Origin of the sequence: Okeania sp. SIO2B3, from assembly GCF_010672525.1 — a bacterium.
GTDB lineage: Bacteria > Cyanobacteriota > Cyanobacteriia > Cyanobacteriales > Microcoleaceae > Okeania.
In genome coordinates, this window is record NZ_JAAHGH010000010.1 from 115122 (window position 1) to 130919 (window position 15798).

14 protein-coding genes are annotated in these 15798 nt (G+C 36.0%); 7 read left to right on the forward strand and 7 right to left on the reverse strand.

Translation table 11 applies throughout. The annotated features are described in order from the left end of the window. Positions 1–49 precede the first annotated feature (49 nt). The 5 genes from F6K15_RS12090 (at position 50) to F6K15_RS12110 (ending at position 6058) form a co-directional block, all read left to right on the forward strand. Entirely contained in the window at positions 50–235 is a 186-nt protein-coding gene (locus F6K15_RS12090; protein ID WP_293061168.1) for a tyrosine-type recombinase/integrase, read from the forward strand. Positions 236–280: 45 nt separating this feature from the next. Then, positions 281–643 (forward strand): VOC family protein, encoded by a 363-nt coding sequence (locus F6K15_RS12095; protein WP_293061074.1) that lies wholly within the window; start codon positions 281–283, stop codon positions 641–643. A 798-nt stretch (positions 644–1441) separates the two neighbouring features. Further along, on the forward strand, positions 1442–2701 hold the full coding sequence (gene rodA / locus F6K15_RS12100) for a rod shape-determining protein RodA (RefSeq protein WP_293061075.1): 1260 nt from the start codon (positions 1442–1444) through the stop codon (positions 2699–2701). Next, positions 2698–2865, forward strand: a complete 168-nt coding sequence (locus tag F6K15_RS12105; protein ID WP_293061077.1) for a hypothetical protein — start codon at positions 2698–2700, stop codon at positions 2863–2865. The genes rodA and F6K15_RS12105 overlap by 4 nt, the downstream gene beginning before the upstream one ends. Positions 2866–3556: 691 nt before the next feature. After that, a complete protein-coding gene (locus F6K15_RS12110) occupies positions 3557–6058 on the forward strand; it encodes an endonuclease MutS2 (RefSeq protein ID WP_293061079.1) in 2502 nt (833 codons plus the stop codon). Here F6K15_RS12110 and F6K15_RS12115 read toward each other — a convergent pair. The 3 genes from F6K15_RS12115 to F6K15_RS12125 form a co-directional block, all read right to left on the reverse strand. Next, positions 6039–6182 carry a hypothetical protein gene (locus tag F6K15_RS12115; protein ID WP_293061183.1) on the reverse strand — a complete coding sequence of 48 codons (144 nt, stop codon included), beginning with the start codon at positions 6180–6182 and terminating at the stop codon, positions 6039–6041. The genes F6K15_RS12110 and F6K15_RS12115 overlap by 20 nt on opposite strands. A 484-nt stretch (positions 6183–6666) precedes the next feature. Further along, positions 6667–7470, reverse strand: coding sequence for an SDR family oxidoreductase (locus F6K15_RS12120; protein WP_293061081.1), 804 nt, complete (start codon positions 7468–7470; stop codon positions 6667–6669). 406 nt (positions 7471–7876) lie between these two features. Beyond that, complete coding sequence (locus F6K15_RS12125; protein ID WP_293061083.1) at positions 7877–8905, reverse strand: hemolysin family protein; 1029 nt, start codon at positions 8903–8905, stop codon at positions 7877–7879. Between the two features lie 49 nt (positions 8906–8954). Here F6K15_RS12125 and F6K15_RS12130 point away from each other — a divergent pair, with 49 nt between their 5' ends. Continuing rightward, entirely contained in the window at positions 8955–9857 is a 903-nt protein-coding gene (locus F6K15_RS12130; RefSeq protein ID WP_293061085.1) for a DMT family transporter, read from the forward strand. 216 nt (positions 9858–10073) lie between these two features. Here F6K15_RS12130 and F6K15_RS12135 read toward each other — a convergent pair whose 3' ends face one another. The 4 genes from F6K15_RS12135 to F6K15_RS12150 all read right to left on the reverse strand — a co-directional run bounded on the left by F6K15_RS12135 (position 10074) and on the right by F6K15_RS12150 (position 12893). Continuing rightward, positions 10074–11063, reverse strand: coding sequence for a PLP-dependent cysteine synthase family protein (locus F6K15_RS12135; protein ID WP_293061087.1), 990 nt, complete (start codon positions 11061–11063; stop codon positions 10074–10076). A 45-nt stretch (positions 11064–11108) separates the two neighbouring features. Then, positions 11109–11873 (reverse strand): class I SAM-dependent methyltransferase, encoded by a 765-nt coding sequence (locus F6K15_RS12140; protein ID WP_363267809.1) that lies wholly within the window; start codon positions 11871–11873, stop codon positions 11109–11111. A 391-nt stretch (positions 11874–12264) separates the two neighbouring features. Beyond that, entirely contained in the window at positions 12265–12660 is a 396-nt protein-coding gene (locus F6K15_RS12145) for a hypothetical protein (protein ID WP_293061089.1), read from the reverse strand. Positions 12661–12761: 101 nt separating this feature from the next. Next, the gene (locus tag F6K15_RS12150; RefSeq protein WP_293061091.1) at positions 12762–12893 is read right to left on the reverse strand and encodes a hypothetical protein; all 132 of its coding nucleotides are present in this window, start codon (positions 12891–12893) and stop codon (positions 12762–12764) included. 278 nt (positions 12894–13171) lie between these two features. Between F6K15_RS12150 and F6K15_RS12155 the strand changes: the two genes are divergently transcribed. Next, positions 13172–15670 carry an ATP-binding protein gene (locus tag F6K15_RS12155; RefSeq protein WP_293061092.1) on the forward strand — a complete coding sequence of 833 codons (2499 nt, stop codon included), beginning with the start codon at positions 13172–13174 and terminating at the stop codon, positions 15668–15670. Positions 15671–15798 lie beyond the last annotated feature (128 nt).

Sequence of the window (15798 nt, forward strand, 5' to 3'; positions counted from 1 at the left end):
ATAGCTCTATATCATCAACTATAGCCAAAATGGATTACCCGATCGTCAAATCAAACTGTTAATGCAGTTGCCAAACAGAAGTACATTTAGTGGAAAACGCGACTACGCTATCCTTAGACTACTTTGGGATAATCCTTGGAGACGAGGAGAAATAGCAAGATTAAATATTGGTGACGTTAACTTTAGCGATCGCCTCATCCGAATACAGGAAAAAGCAAAACAAACATATAGCTAGCGCGTAATATAATTCAAAATAGAAAAATTCTAATAGTAGTTGACTATGAAGTTGAAAAGATTAGGCCATGTAGCTATTTGCGTACAAGACGTTGACAAAGCAGTAGAGTTCTATCAAAATCTGGGAATGGAAATAGCCTGGAAAGATGCTGACTGGGCATACCTAAAAGCTGGCGATGATGGACTAGCACTTTTGAGTCCTGGATATGACCAAGCAGGGCCACATTTTGGGTTTGTGTTTAGCGATCGCTCAGAAATGGAAACCGCCTACGAACAGCTCAAAGTCCAAAATATCCAAGTCTCCCCTGTTCATGAACATCGAGATGGTACAGCTTCCTTTTACGGTAGAGATTTAGATGGTAACTGGTTTGAATACCTGTACGAACCCGAAGCCATAGTTAATAATTAATTATTAATTATTAATTATTAATTATTACCTCTCCTTGAAAACGGAATTGATTGACTAATCATAAAAATTTTTTCTCTCTTGGTCGATTGGATATGGTTAGGAAACCCATCCATCCCACCCTTCGGGAAGCTGCGAAGATAGACCGCTTGTTTCTCCTTTAAAGGAGAGGAATTTTACCTTAATTATTCGGTAAAAATAAGAATAATTAATGCTAACTACCTAAGAATTAGCAAAAAGGTGGTTCGGCCTGTGTTAATTACTTAATAACTGAAGTTTTACTTAAGTATAACATCAATGCTTATGAATTGGTATGAGACTCTTTATACTCCCTACTCCCCATCAGGAGCATCACTAGAACAGGCATTTTCAACCTGTCTCTACGGTTTACCGAAGAACATATAAATTTTATCAAAATAATATGGGTCTAAACCCCCCCCTTTTTTAAGGCGATCAGGTTTTTGGAGAGTTGCTCAAATCCCCTACTTCCCCTCCTGGGAGGGGCCTGCGGGTGGGTTAACTTCTGAGTTCTGAGTTCTGAGTTCTGAGTTCTGACTTCATTAAAGCAGTCGCCATTACTCTATTTGACATATCAAAAGCTTAAGATTCAGACAATGCCAGATTTTCCGAATTTTTGCCCTCTTCGAGATAATTAAAGCCTCCTTCCCTCTTCCTTCTTCCCTCTTCTCTCTTCCTTCTGCAATATCAAAAAAAAATTTTAATTTATGCAGACATCCCACTTAAATATATGTATTAACTATCAGGAGTATTCTAAAGTCTAAAATATTCACATATTAAAATATGACCCAGAAATTAGTATTAAGAAATCGCCGAAAATGGCCCCTCTCACAATGGCGCAATATGGATTGGCCTCTACTGCTGATTTATATAGGAATGACCACTTTTGGTGGAGTTATGATCCAAAGTGTCGAACGAAACCAGGGATTGACAGACTGGTGGCAACACTGGCTCACAGGAGGAGTCGGCTTAATCTTGGCCTTAATTATTGCCCGTTGTCGTTATGAAGTTTTAGTTAACTGGAAATGGATAATTTACATTTTAACCAATATTTCTTTGGGAGCTGTACAACTCATTGGTACTTCAGCTCTGGGGGCACAAAGATGGATTAATGTTGGTGGTTTCCACGTTCAACCCTCAGAATTTGCCAAGGTAGGAATAATTATTACCTTAGCGGCAATACTTTCGTCTCAGACTAGGATAAGGCTATTAGGCTTTTTTAAAGTTTTGATTATTACAGCCATACCATGGTTATTAGTATTTTTAGAACCCAACCTAGGCACATCTTTAATATTTGGTGCAATTACCATGGGAATGCTGTACTGGGGTAATGTTAATCCTGGTTGGTTAATATTGCTTGTGTCTCCTATCTTTTCAGCTATTCTTTATAGTATCTATTTTCCCGCTTGGGTTGCTTGGATAGCTTTGATGGCCTTAATTGCATGGCGGACTTTACCTTGGGGTTGGTTATGGATGCCTATAGTTACTGGGATTAATATTGTCTCTGGAAACGTTGGGCAGCTATTATGGGATTTGCTCAAAGATTATCAAAAAGACCGACTAACAGGATTTCTGAACCCAGAACAAGACCCCCTGGGGACGGGATATCACCTAATTCAATCTCGTATTGCTATTGGTTCTGGACAAATGTTTGGTAGGGGGCTATATCAAGGTACTCAAACTCAACTACACTTTATCCCGGAACAACATACAGATTTTATTTTCTCAGCTATTGGTGAAGAGTTGGGTTTTGTTGGTTGTATTCTGGTACTTTTAACTTTTTGGTTTATTTGTCTGCGCTTGGTTATTATTGCTCAGACTGCTAAGGATGATTTTGGTTCTCTGATTGCCATTGGAGTATTATCAATGTTAGTATTCCAGGTTTTTGTGAATATTGGGATGAATATTGGTTTGGCTCCTGTGACTGGTATCCCACTACCGTTACTTAGTTATGGGCGATCGGCTTTGTTGAGTAATTTTATTGCCCTGGGGTTAGTGGAGTCAGTTGCTAATTACAGTGCCAAATCTAGGCAAGGTTTTTGACAACAGGCAATAGGCAACAGGCAACAGGCAACAGGCAACAGGGACAGGGCTATTTCATTTTTGATAATCACCTGGGTGTGGGGAGTGTGGGAGTAGGGGAGAGGGGGAGTTTGGGAAGGGTGGAGAGTTTAGAGAAAAACTACAACCATCTGGGGTTGAATTAGATGAAATTTTATGAGAAAAAAACACTAAAAACAATCTCCATATATAATTTCCAGAGATATCTGTTGGTAATATCATGGCCGTTGGTATCGTTTGTGTAAAAACTTGGGAAATATCTAGGGCTTGCTGATTAAATCTAAAAGCATTGACAGATATTGGTTTTAGCGTTTTAGAGTTCAAAAAAGTACCAGCTTTGGAATGGCTTGAGCTGCATAAAGCTAGTATTTTGGGACGATTATGGCAGAAAAATTGAGGTACAAAACGCCCGCTCCTACCTCCTCTACATTCCCATTTCTCCCCTCCCCTCCTGGGAGGGGTTAGGGGTGGGTTGGGAGGGGGAGGGGCGAGGGGTGGGTTGTCTCCTACACAGAGCAAAAAAACTTTCCATACGCAAACCCTATCTATTTTTTCTTTCTTTCAAATATTCTTCCTTCTTCCTTAATTGCGAGTCAAATGCTCCCACTATTTATCATACCGATTACGAAAAATTAGGATTTGAGATTGCTATCCGCTCCGGACTACTGCGCAAACCTTGTGGGTTGCAATGACGAAAATCGGTTGTAATGCTTAAGTCCTAGCCAAATCTATCTAGCTCCGGTCTCCAGACTTCCGATTTTGAATTTCAGAATTTTTGCAGTAATTATTGTAGTATAATATAATTCATAGTACATAATACTTTATATATATTAAGCTTTGATTCAATCCGAGACTTTAGAATTATTGGAATGGCCTCGCTTATGTCAACACTTGGCCACTTTTACAGCAACGAAATTGGGTGCGATATTGCTCCACAATTCTAGGACTTTTAATATCGGCGATCGCCAAAACACGACTAATTATTTACCAATTCCGTCAACAAAGGCGGAAACTATACAACTATTAGCTGAAACTAAGGAAGCTTATATACTAGAAACTCGTCTTCAACAGGGGTTGTCCTTTGATGGTATTGAAGACTTTGGAGATTCCCTGGAAAGAGCAGAACTAGGTGGTATACTTTCTGGAAAAGAACTTTTAGCTATTGCAACAACTTTGTCTGGCGCTCGTAAGTTACGTCGGACAATTGATAATTATGAGTCGGAATATGAGTTGTCAGTTTTACCAGAATTAGTAGCTGAGTTACGCACTTATCCAGAACTGGAACAGGAAATTCACCGCTGTATAGACGACCGAGGAGATGTTACAGACCGGGCAAGTCCGAAACTGGCGGGTATTCGAGAAAAAATGCACCATTTACGCGATCGCATAGACCGGATACTTCGAGGGATTTTACAACGGAAAGCTAGTGCTATTCAACAACCAATTATTACTCAAAGGAGCGATCGCTTTGTAATTCCGGTCAAGGCACCTCAAAAAGATGCCGTACCTGGTATTGTTCACGATACATCTACAACAGGCTCTACATTATACATTGAACCTAATGGAGTTGTCAACCTCAATAACCAAATGCGACAGCTACAGCGTCAGGCCCAAAGGGAAGAAGAAGCGATTCGGCAAGCACTAACAGAACAAGTGGCAGAAGTCAAGGAAGACTTGGAGCAGTTACTGATAATTGCTACTACAATTGATCTGGCAACAGCTCGCGCTCGTTATAGTTTATGGTTAGGAGCAAACCCCCCTCAATTTACTGAACCAGACTCGGAACGCCCCGTGAATATTCGTCAATTGCGACATCCGTTGTTAGTTTGGCAACAGCAATACGAAGAAGGAAATGATGTGGTACCTATTGATGTTACGGTGAAATCTCCAGTTAAAGTGGTGGCAATTACAGGACCTAATACTGGTGGTAAAACTGTTACTCTGAAAACTTTGGGGTTAGCTGCTCTGATGGCAAAGATAGGATTATTTATACCTGCTAATGAACCTGTGGAGTTGCCGTGGTTTGAACAAATCTTGGCTGATATTGGTGATGAGCAGTCTTTAGAACAAAGTTTATCTACTTTTTCTGGTCATGTTCGACGCATTATTAGGATTTTAGAAGCAATAGATGAGGATGAAAATCAAGAAAATTCTGATTTATCTTCTACTTTGGTTTTGTTAGATGAAATTGGTGCTGGTACAGACCCCACTGAAGGTAGTGCTTTAGCAACTTCTATTTTGCAATATTTGGCGGACCATGCGCTATTAACTGTGGCAACTACCCATTTTGGAGAACTTAAAGCTCTCAAATATGATGATGAAAGGTTTGAAAATGCTTCTGTAGAATTTGATATCAATTCTCTACAACCTACATACCGCTTGCTTTGGGGAATTCCCGGGCGTTCTAATGCTATGACTATTGCTGGTAAGTTGGGTTTAAAACAGGAGATTATTTATAGAGCGCAAGATTATGTGGGAGGAAATTCTGAAGATGTGAATCAGGTAATTGCTGGTTTGGAAGCTCAAAGACAGCAACAGGAAACAAAGGCAAAAGAAGCTTCTGAGTTACTACAAGAAACTGAGTCTTTACATCGGGAGGTTTCTAGAAAAGCTGCTGCGCTGAAAGATCGAGAAAGAGATTTACAGTTGTCGCAAGAGGTTGCGGTACAGGAAAAAATTGCTGAGGCAAAAGCAGAAATTGCTACGGTAATTCGGAATTTACAACAGGGTCCGTTAACTGCTCGAAATGCTCAGAAAGCTACGGAAGCTATTAATGAAATTTCTGAGAAATATTTGCCTTCTCGTACTCTCCCTGTGAAGAAACCGAATTTTATGCCTAAGGAGGGCGATCGTATTCGGATTCCCAAAATTGGGCAAACAGCAGAAGTGTTGAGCGCTCCTAATGAGAATGATGAGTTAACTGTTAAATTTGGAATTATGAAAATGACAGTTAGTTTGGCAGAAGTGGAGTCTCTTGATGGTGAAAAAGCAGAGCTTTCTAAGAAGAGTAAAAATGTAGAGGTGCAAAAGAGTAAGAAGTCAGAAAGTAAGTCTAAGGAAACTCCAGCAGAGATTACTTCTAGTGGTTTAGCTGTCCGTACTGCTAAAAATAGTATTGATATTCGTGGCAGTCGGGTTGCAGATGCTCAAATTGATGTGGATAGGGCACTTTCTCGGGCGATCGAATATGGTTTGTTGTGGATTATTCATGGTAAAGGTACTGGTAAATTGAGACAGGGTATCCATGAGTTTTTGCAGGATCATCCGTTGGTTGAACGTTATGAGTTAGCGTCTAGAAATGACGGCGGTAGTGGGGTAACTATTGCTCATTTAGTATAGTGCCACTCATTACTATAAAATTTTGGTCTATCTGAGTCCAAAGACTTTCACAAGTTGATAAAATGGTGGTATTTTCTACTTCACCCAGAGATTCTCCCTGATCATAATCTCGCAGAACGTTCATTACGGTTGGCAATTATAGCGCTGTGCGCAGGCAACAGCTCCGGAAAGCAACAGCTCCGGAAGGGGGAATAAATTGCTGATCATATAAGACTTTTAGCTATTTTGCCCCTCCTGCAATTTGTAAATATACCAGCGCTCATTGCTATACCAAACGAAAAGTTAGTGGTGGTTCCAGAAGTATGGAAAGATTTCAACACACAGCTAATATCATGTCCGGTAGCATCGGTATTGTAAGCGTGAAGGTAAGGAAGACCGAAGTTGGAAGAAGGAAGAAGCTTTAAGAGAAGGAAAAACCATTAATGGCGCTAGATATTTCCCCAACTTTATACACGCTCCGATACCAACGGACATGATATAATTTATTGACTGTGGTACAAACCTGTCGTTGAATCAGACTATACTCAATTTGTAAACTGATGACTTCTGACTTCTGACTTCGTTAATAGCGATCGCTAAACTACTTCATCACACTACTTCATCATAAATTATCCTAAATTTTTTCCCATCATAAACTGAACTAAACCAGGGAATAATCGATAAGTTTCTGTTGCCAAAACAGCCGGACCTACTACTACTTCAGACTGATGATTTTTCACAGAATTCCAGATAGCTTCAGCAATATCTTTTGACTGACTAACAAAATTAGATGTTAAAACAGAATTCATTTGTTGACGACTACTTTCTATTTCAGAATTATCCCCACCTCGAAACTGCGCTCTTTCCATAAAATTGCTATTAATAACCCCTGGATGTACAGAAATAACATTAATTCCTTTTGACTGTAATTCTAAACGTAAAGTATCATTTAATCCGGTAACTGCGTATTTACTAGCACAATAAGCGGTCATTTGTGGCAAAGGCATTTTTCCACCAATAGAACCAACATTAACAATTGTGCCAGATTTTTTAGCCAAAAAGTGGGGTAATAAAGCTTTTATTGTATTAACATAACCGAAAAAATTGACATTCATTAATTGTTGAAAATCTTCTAATGTTGTATGCTCCATTGCACCAGTCAAACAAATACCAGCATTATTAACTAATACATCGATTTTGCCATAAAAATCTATTGCTTTCTGCACTAAATATTCTACTTGTTTAGCATCAGTAACATCAGTAGGAATAGCCAAAGCAGAACGACCGTTTGCTCTAACTTCATTAGCTGTTTCGACTAATTTATCTAGTGTTCTAGCAGCTAAGACAATGTTATATCCTTTTCTAGCAAATAAAAGTGCTGTTGCTTTGCCACAACCTTGAGAAGCACCAGTAATTAAAACTGTTGGTAGCATTGTTTTTTTTATGGATAATTCAAATTTAATGTGTATAGCAGAAGGAAGAAGGAAGAAGCTTGCATTGTCTGAATTTTGAGTTTTTGATATGTCTTAACCTTTCCATCGACTGCTGTATAGAAAATAGTGTAACGCAACTCTGAGAAAAATAGCTGATAGCTAATAGCTGACCGCTTACCGAATAATTAAGGTTTGGAGAGGTAATTATTAATTATTAATTAAGTAAGTTGGCACAAAAAAACTAAGTATGTAACAAAAAATAAAGTAGCTCTAAAAGCTCTTCCCTTCTGCCTTTCCTGCGGAATGCTGCGCAAACAGCATAGCTGCCTTCATCTAACAATAAATTTTAACGCCTACCTACTTATTAATTATTAATTATTAATTATTAATTATTAATTATTAACATCTACTCATCTTTTAACTTTCTTTTTCCTCTCATCCTTGCCAAAATTTGTAGGTCAACACTTTTATCTGTTTCATCCACAATTTCACCAGTTAATTCTTCCAACACGTCTTCCAGAGTCACCACTCCCGACATTCCTCCATATTCATCTAAAACTACCATCAAATGTTGACGATATTTCTGAAATTCTTTGAGCAATAGATCGACTCTCAATGTATCGGGAACGAATCTAACATCTCGCATAAAATCAGAAATTTTATTACTATCTTTACCTTCTATAATTCCTTTAAGTAATTCATTTTTCAACGCTACACCAAGTACATCATCTATAGAATCTCCAATTACAATAATGCGACTATGTTGAGAAGCAATAATATCTGACTTTACCTCAGCTAAAGTTGCATTAGCATAGAGATAAGTAGTCGCTATTCGAGGTGTCATAATATCAAAAGAATTTTTGTCATTGAGCCGAAATACTCTTCCAATCATTTCAGCTTCATCACCTTCAATAACTCCTTCCTTATATCCTATTCTGGTCAAAAACATAATTTCTGCTTCATTAGTGGTGGGTAATTTCTGCCCTTTAGTAAAAGGAGAAGTAATTTTTTCCATCAACCAAACTATAGGAGAAAATATAAAAGTTAATCCCTGGACAGGTAAAGCCACAGTTAATGCAAATTGCATGGCATAACGTTCGCCTAAAGTTTTAGGAATAATTTCGCCAAAAACTATTACCAAAAAAGTTAATATTGCAGAAAAAACACCTAACCAAGCATTTCCCAAAACCGAAGCTGCAATATTACCAATTAAAATACTACCAACTATATTAAAAATGTTATTAATAATCACAACAGTAGCAATTGGGCGATTAATTTTTTTCCTAATTCCCCACAGTGCTAATGCTGCTGGTTTTTTAGACTGTGCTAACTGTTGTACTTTGATAGGAGAAACTGAAAGTAAGGCTGTTTCAGTAGCAGAACAAAGAGCAGAACCTATGAGAATAATTAAAACTATAATAGTTAGCTTTAGCATACTTAACTAATAATTGGTTAAACTCGATTATACCATTTTTTATTTTCTTATGAAACCTTCTAACTGGCTAATTGTATTAGTTTTAACTATCGGTATTTTGGCAATATCTACAGGTGCAATATTAATAAGGTTGGCAAGTCTCTCTGCTGACATGAATGGGGTAGGGTTTAGTTTGGTAATAGCTGCCTCGCGGGTGACGATCGCTGCTTTATTATTAGTACCCGCATGGTCAAAAATTCAGTGGCAGAGTCTCCAGTCGGGAGCAATACCCTATGCAGTAGGAGCAGGAGTTTGCCTCGCAGTCCATTTTGCTTTTTGGATTACCTCTTTATCCTACACTTCGATCGCGGCCTCTACCAGTCTAGTAAATACTAATCCCATCTGGGTAGCTTTGTTGTCGCGGTGGTGGTTGAAGGAAAGACTCTCTCGTCAGACGGTTATTGGCATAGTAATAGCTATGGTTGGGGGATTAACCATTGGTTTAGCAGATATTGGTGGGGAACCTACAGGTGCTAACCCTCTCCTGGGAAACTTTTTGGCTCTGATGGGAGCTTGGTCAGTGAGTTTATATATACTTCTAGGACGGGAAGCTCAAACTAAAGGGTTTAGTGTTGGTGGCTATCTTGTGGTAGTTTTTTCTATAGCTGGAATTGTATTATTGCCTCTTCCCTTAATTTTAGGTATTGGTTATTCTGGTTATCCTGGTTTAGTTTACTTTTACTTATTATTGATGGCATTATTTCCTCAATTAGTAGGGAATACAAGTTTGATGTGGGCAGTACGCTGGTTGTCTCCTACTTTAGTTAGTTTGGCAATTTTATTTGAACCTGTTGGAGCTAGTTTTTTAGGTTATTTATTGTTAGGTGAAGTGCCTTCTATCATGGTTTTTTTTGGTGCAATTATATTGTTAATTGGAGTGGCGATCGCTGCTCTTACTTCAAAAGAAAAATAAACTGAAAATGTCAGGATTTTAAACTATACTTCATCCATACACTCAATACTGAAAAAAAATTACCGAATAATTAAGGTTTAAAGCAGAGGCTTTAAAGAAGAAATAAGCGGTCAAGGGATGGCGAGTTCTCCTCGCCATATTCAATCAACCAAGAGAGAAAATTTTTTCCTGGAGGTAATTATTAATTATTAATTGTTGAAACACTACTTTCAATTTTTAAACCATTTTTACTGATTTTAAACCATTTTTACTGAGAAACTCTTGATTGTAAATTTTGGATAGGTATTTAATTCCACTATCACAGAGAACTGTAACTACTACCTGTTTTCGATCTAAACGATTTGCAATAAGTTTGGCAGCAAAAACGTTAAGGCCACTACTGCCACCAACAAGTAAACCCTCTTCCTTAGCTAGTTGATGACAAGTAGAAATTGCTTCTTCATCTGAAATTTTTACAACTTCATCAATCACAGAAAAATCCAGGCATTTTGTCGGCGCAGATTTTCCAGCTCCCTCAATAATTGAGAATTCACTAAGACTTGAATTTAAGCTTAAATCATTTTTGGAATTACTATAATTGCTATAGTAGTAGGCATAAATATTTGAGTTTACGGGGTCTGCCAATATAACTTTAACTTTTGGATTACACTCTTTGAGAAAGCTTCCTGTACCTGATATACATCCAAAGGTAGAACCAGTCATCACAAAGTGAGTAATTTCTCCATTTGTTTGTTTCCAGATTTCTGGTCCTAAAGTTTGATAATATGCCTCTGGATTATAGATATTGTTGTATTGATTAACATCAAAGTATCCATTTTCTTTGGCGTAGTTTTCCCCATAACTCATATAGGTATCTTGAGTAACTACAATCAAATCTGCATTAAGAGCTTTTATATGATTTTGTTTTTCTATACTGCATTTGTTTGATGTAACAATAACAACATGATAGCCTCTAATCTTACCTAGCATGGCAAAACTGCAACCTGTATTACCACTAGAAGAACAGACGATAACATCCCCTCGCTTCAATTTACCTTGTGCTTCTGCAACATCAAGAATATAATTTGCCATTCGATCCTTGAGGCTGAAACCTGGGTTGATAAACTCGCATTTTGCATAGAGTTCTGCTGAGTTTTCACTGACTAATCTAGTCAAATCAATTAAAGGGGTATTTCCAATCAGGTCAGTAAATCTTGGAGCTTTCATCACTTTTATCTCATCAGTAAAATAGTTAATTTATGGCTTTACTTCTCAGATATTATGGTAGACATAAAGCCAGAATTCTTCAAAAACATGAAACCCATCAGTTTCTTGAGAAAGACGACTCTCTATCCACGCAAAGATCGTCTCAGGTTTCAACATCCACAGACCAACAAGCTGATTTTTTTTGACGGCATCAAGATAGATATCGGTAGGTATAGTTACTTGTTCTCCATAACAACTCACTGAAAGAGGCATTCCCAATAATTTTGCCGCGTCAAGTCGATCGCTGGGGCGAGGCTCTGCAAAAATACTGGCCCAATAGCTTGATGCGATCTTTGGTAATGGGTAAGAACTGGCAGATCGAACTGTTCTCTCGGCAATTACAATAACCCCATTCTTTTTGAGCAAAGGCTGCAAATACGAAAGCGGAATTTTGTGTTCAAAGTAATGATAGGCTGATTTGACAAATATCAAATCCACTGTTTCATTAGGGGTTCTAGCTAATATATCTGATATCTCACAACAATGGAACTGAACTTGAGAATTTGGCATTTTTTCTCTGGCCAAGGTAATCATACTTGAATCAATATCCACGCCTACAATTTCTGAGTTGCCAAAGTTGGCTTTCAAGGCTAAAGTAGATAATCCTGCACCACAAGCTATATCCAAGATAGACTGAGGCATAAAATCAATTAGGGATTGCAATACCCTAATTAATCGTTCGTCGTAAGTTTTAAAGTGCGAAAAAAATTTATGGTAAGTATCAGCGTAAAACTTATCTATTGTTTTTTCCAAGGGATTACCTCTTTTCAAGATTGTGATGTTTAATTAATAATTATAATTCAGTTGTTAGACCCCACCCTATCGGTGGTGATGCCAAATTAATTACCCATATTCTACAGCTAAAAATCCTATGTTGTCAAAAAAAACAGGGAATAAATTAGGTACAATATTTACGCAAAATTCCCTGTTAAGTTCTAGTTTTAGTCTAATATGTGTTGCAATGTCCTCTACAATTAGAGTTCCTGGGTAAGTTCTGAAGTAATTAATTTTTCCTGGGTACTTAGACTTAGTTGAATTACTACCGATAGAGGCCATCATCTCTATTGGAAAAATATTTTTTCTCTAAAATTAACCCTAGCTATCCATGATGAATACCCCCTCATTCATTTTCACTGTTGAATGTTGACTGACTCAAAAAATTCTATTTAATTTCAGGACTAATTTCTTGATTTTGAAGTGTTAAACTTTTAGTAAGTCTAACTAGGAATTGTTGTAAAAATTGAATTAATTTTCTCATGCTAGAACCGTGAATAATTGCCCAAGTATTGGTAATTAAACAGCAGCTAGCAAACCATAAAAGAATGAATGTTTGGATTCTCACTACTCCGACAATAAACCAGCTTCCAACATGAAGAATAATCATTAAAGCGTAAAAACTAGCTACTAATGCTATTAAATTTATTTCCTGTTTGGGGCGACGGAGGGCTGTAAAAATTATTGGTTGTAAACTTGCTAGTACATTCATGGGTACTAGAACACCACAAATTGCTACACAGTATATGTGTGAAAATTCGATTATGCTATCTAGATTTAACATTTTTGTAGTTTATTTCTCTTTTATTTTCCTAATTTTCCCAGATTAATTCAATCTTATTCAAAGTTTGACTTTTCTAGAATGAAAGTTTAATCAATCACTGTTTATTTATCACTTTTTTCCTGTTTTTTAATTGAATCAGTCCAAAAATTAGTGAACATCATTAGCATTGCTCCAAGAAAAACAGTAATTGCCATTCCCGCAGGAATTATAGTTTGCCAATCAGTTGTTTCCATGTACCTCCTTGTTTGTTTACTAGCATAATTTTAGTAATTATACCTAATATGTTATTTGCTTTTATCCAGTTATATTAAGTTTTGTAAACAAATATTAAGCATAAAGAAAATTAATTAATGTTTAAAGCTATTATAGAAAAATCTATCAATTATCAAAAATACGTTGGATAAATGTACTTAATTTAACACTAAGTATAAAGGTCTAGATGAGCAGAAAAAATATTTAATATCAGAGGTGTTATGATTTGTATTATCACAATAATTAAGATTTTATTAAAATGAAGGTTAAGCAAGTTATTCAAAACAAAACAGTAGATTTAACAAATAAATATCAAGAAAAAATACATCTCTCGGGTCACATTCAATCTCACGGTGTATTATTTGTCTTAAAAGAACCAGAGTTGACAATTTTACAGGTAAGTAATAATACTTTTGAGTTATTTGGCATACCAGCGAAAATATTGCTGAACCAAAATCTGAGTGATTTTCTTGACCAAGACCAAATTAATAAGCTAAGAAAAAGCTTAGAAAATAATCCGGAACTTAAAACCATCAACCCTGTTAAATTATCAGTTAAAACAAAACATAAATCTTTAGTCCTTGATGGTACAATTCATCGTTCTGAAAATTTTTTAATCCTGGAACTAGAGCCAGCTATATCTGAAAAGAGTACTTCATTTTTAAACTTTTATCATTCTGTTAGAGAAGCAGCATCAAGAATGCAAGATGCTTCTGATTTAAAAAATTTATGCCAAACAATTGTTGAAGAGATTAGAAAAATCACAGGCTTTGATAGAGTGATGGTATATAAATTTGATTCTCAATACAATGGAGCTGTAATTGCTGAAGATAAAATAGAAACTTTAGATTCACTTTTAGGATTAAATTACCCAAGCTTAGATATTCCACCTCAAGCTAGAGAACTTTTTAAGATAAATTTGTTGAGAATGATAGTAGATGTTAATGATCAATCAGTAGAAATTATATCTGTCAATAATCAGATTAGTCACCAACCAATTGATTTAACTTTATCTATTTTAAGAAGTGTTTCTCCCTGCCATGCAAAGTATCTAAACAATATGGGCGTTACTGCCACAATGTTTATATCTTTACTTAAAAATAAAAAGTTATGGGGTTTGATTGCTTGCCATCATAATTCACCGAAATATGTACCTTATGAGTTACGGGCAGCTTGTGAATTTTTAGGGCAAACAATGTCTCTAGAACTTGCTTATAAAGAAAACAATGAAGACTATGATTATCAATTAAAGTTAAAGTCTATCAAAAGTCAAATTATTGAAGATATTTCAACATCAGAAAATTTTATTGATGCCTTAGTTGAATGTCAAAATAAACTACTAAATTTAGTCAGTGCTGAAGGAGGTATCATAGTTTCTGGTGACAATTTTCAGTCAGTGGGAAAAACTCCACCATTAATAACTGTTGAAAAATTAATTAGCTGGATAGAAAAAAATTTTAATCAAGAAGTATTTTATACAGATTCATTGCCCAAAGCTTATCAAGAATTTGAGAAATATAAAGATATAGCTAGTGGGTTATTGGCACTCTCAATATCTTCAGCTCAGAGAATTTATATTTTGTGGTTTCGACCAGAAGTTATTAGAACAGTTAATTGGGCAGGAGATCCAGCGCCTATTACAGAAGTAGAATCTAATGGTAATATTAAATTGTGCCCTCGAAAATCATTTGAGTTGTGGAAAGGAATTGTTAAGCTGACATCTCTACCTTGGAAAAAATGTGAAGTTGATGCTGCTTTAGAGCTGAGAAATGCGATTATTAAAATTGTACTGAAACAAGCAGATGAGCTAGCAAAATTAAATTATGCGTTGCAAAAGTCAGAAGCAGGAGAGAGAGAAAAAGCTGCTCAATTAGAACAAACTTTAAAAAAATTACAATTGACTCAAACGCAATTAATCCAAAGTGAAAAAATGTCTAGCTTAGGACAGTTAGTTGCAGGTATTGCCCATGAAATTAATAACCCGATTAATTTTATTTATGCCAATATCAAATATGCAGATAATTATGCTAATGAGCTAATGTATTTGATTAAACTCTATCAAAAATCTTGCAATCCATCGCCGGAAATTGAAGAAGAAAGTGAAAAAATAGATTTAGAATTTATTCTCGAAGACTTACCTCAACTATTAAAATCTATGGAGGTAGGAACAGAACGCATTTATGAAATTGTCAAGTCTTTGCGTAACTTTTCACGGCTTGATGAAGCAGAAATGAAGCTAGTTAATATTCATGAGGGAATAGATAGTACTTTACTAATATTGAATAATCGACTTGCTCCTAAAGTTGGAAAACAGATTAATGTAATTAAGGAATATGGTGATTTACCTAAAATATATTGTTATGTGAGTCAGTTAAATCAAGTATTTATGAATATTTTGGTAAATGGAATTGATGCTCTGGAAGAAGCAATAGCGAAAGACAAATTTTCTGAATCAAATGAACAACAAATTCCCACAATTAAAATTCAAACAAAAGTTGTAGACAAAAATCTGGTAACTATTACTATTTCTGATAATGGTATAGGTATAAAAGATCGAGTGCGTAACAAAATATTTGACCCTTTCTTTACTACAAAACCTGTTGGTAAAGGTACTGGTATTGGTTTGGCAATTAGTTATCAAATTGTAGTAGATAAACATGGCGGTCGGATATTTTGTAATTCCCAACCAGGAAAAGGAACTGAATTTATAATCGAAATTCCTATTCAAGAGAATACTCTGAAAATAAAGACCCTATAAACTTGACAAGAAAAAATTTATTGGAGATTTCCTATAAAGCAATCTCGCAATTTTTACAGGGCTTTATAAATTATTTATGACATATTTATTGACATAAGTTTAAAGTCAAAGTGATGGATTGACAAGAT

Bases quoted from the DNA above. Each gene is read 5' to 3' on its own strand.
- F6K15_RS12095 (WP_293061074.1), top strand. From the start codon at position 281: ATGAAGTTGAAAAGATTAGGCCATGTAGCTATTTGCGTACAAGACGTT.
- rodA (WP_293061075.1), top strand. From the start codon at position 1,442: ATGACCCAGAAATTAGTATTAAGAAATCGCCGAAAATGGCCCCTCTCA.
- F6K15_RS12115 (WP_293061183.1), bottom strand. From the start codon at position 6,182: ATGAACGTTCTGCGAGATTATGATCAGGGAGAATCTCTGGGTGAAGTA.
- F6K15_RS12120 (WP_293061081.1), bottom strand. From the start codon at position 7,470: ATGCTACCAACAGTTTTAATTACTGGTGCTTCTCAAGGTTGTGGCAAA.
- F6K15_RS12125 (WP_293061083.1), bottom strand. From the start codon at position 8,905: ATGCTAAAGCTAACTATTATAGTTTTAATTATTCTCATAGGTTCTGCT.
- F6K15_RS12130 (WP_293061085.1), top strand. From the start codon at position 8,955: ATGAAACCTTCTAACTGGCTAATTGTATTAGTTTTAACTATCGGTATT.
- F6K15_RS12135 (WP_293061087.1), bottom strand. From the start codon at position 11,063: ATGAAAGCTCCAAGATTTACTGACCTGATTGGAAATACCCCTTTAATT.
- F6K15_RS12145 (WP_293061089.1), bottom strand. From the start codon at position 12,660: ATGTTAAATCTAGATAGCATAATCGAATTTTCACACATATACTGTGTA.
- F6K15_RS12150 (WP_293061091.1), bottom strand. From the start codon at position 12,893: ATGGAAACAACTGATTGGCAAACTATAATTCCTGCGGGAATGGCAATT.
- F6K15_RS12155 (WP_293061092.1), top strand. From the start codon at position 13,172: ATGAAGGTTAAGCAAGTTATTCAAAACAAAACAGTAGATTTAACAAAT.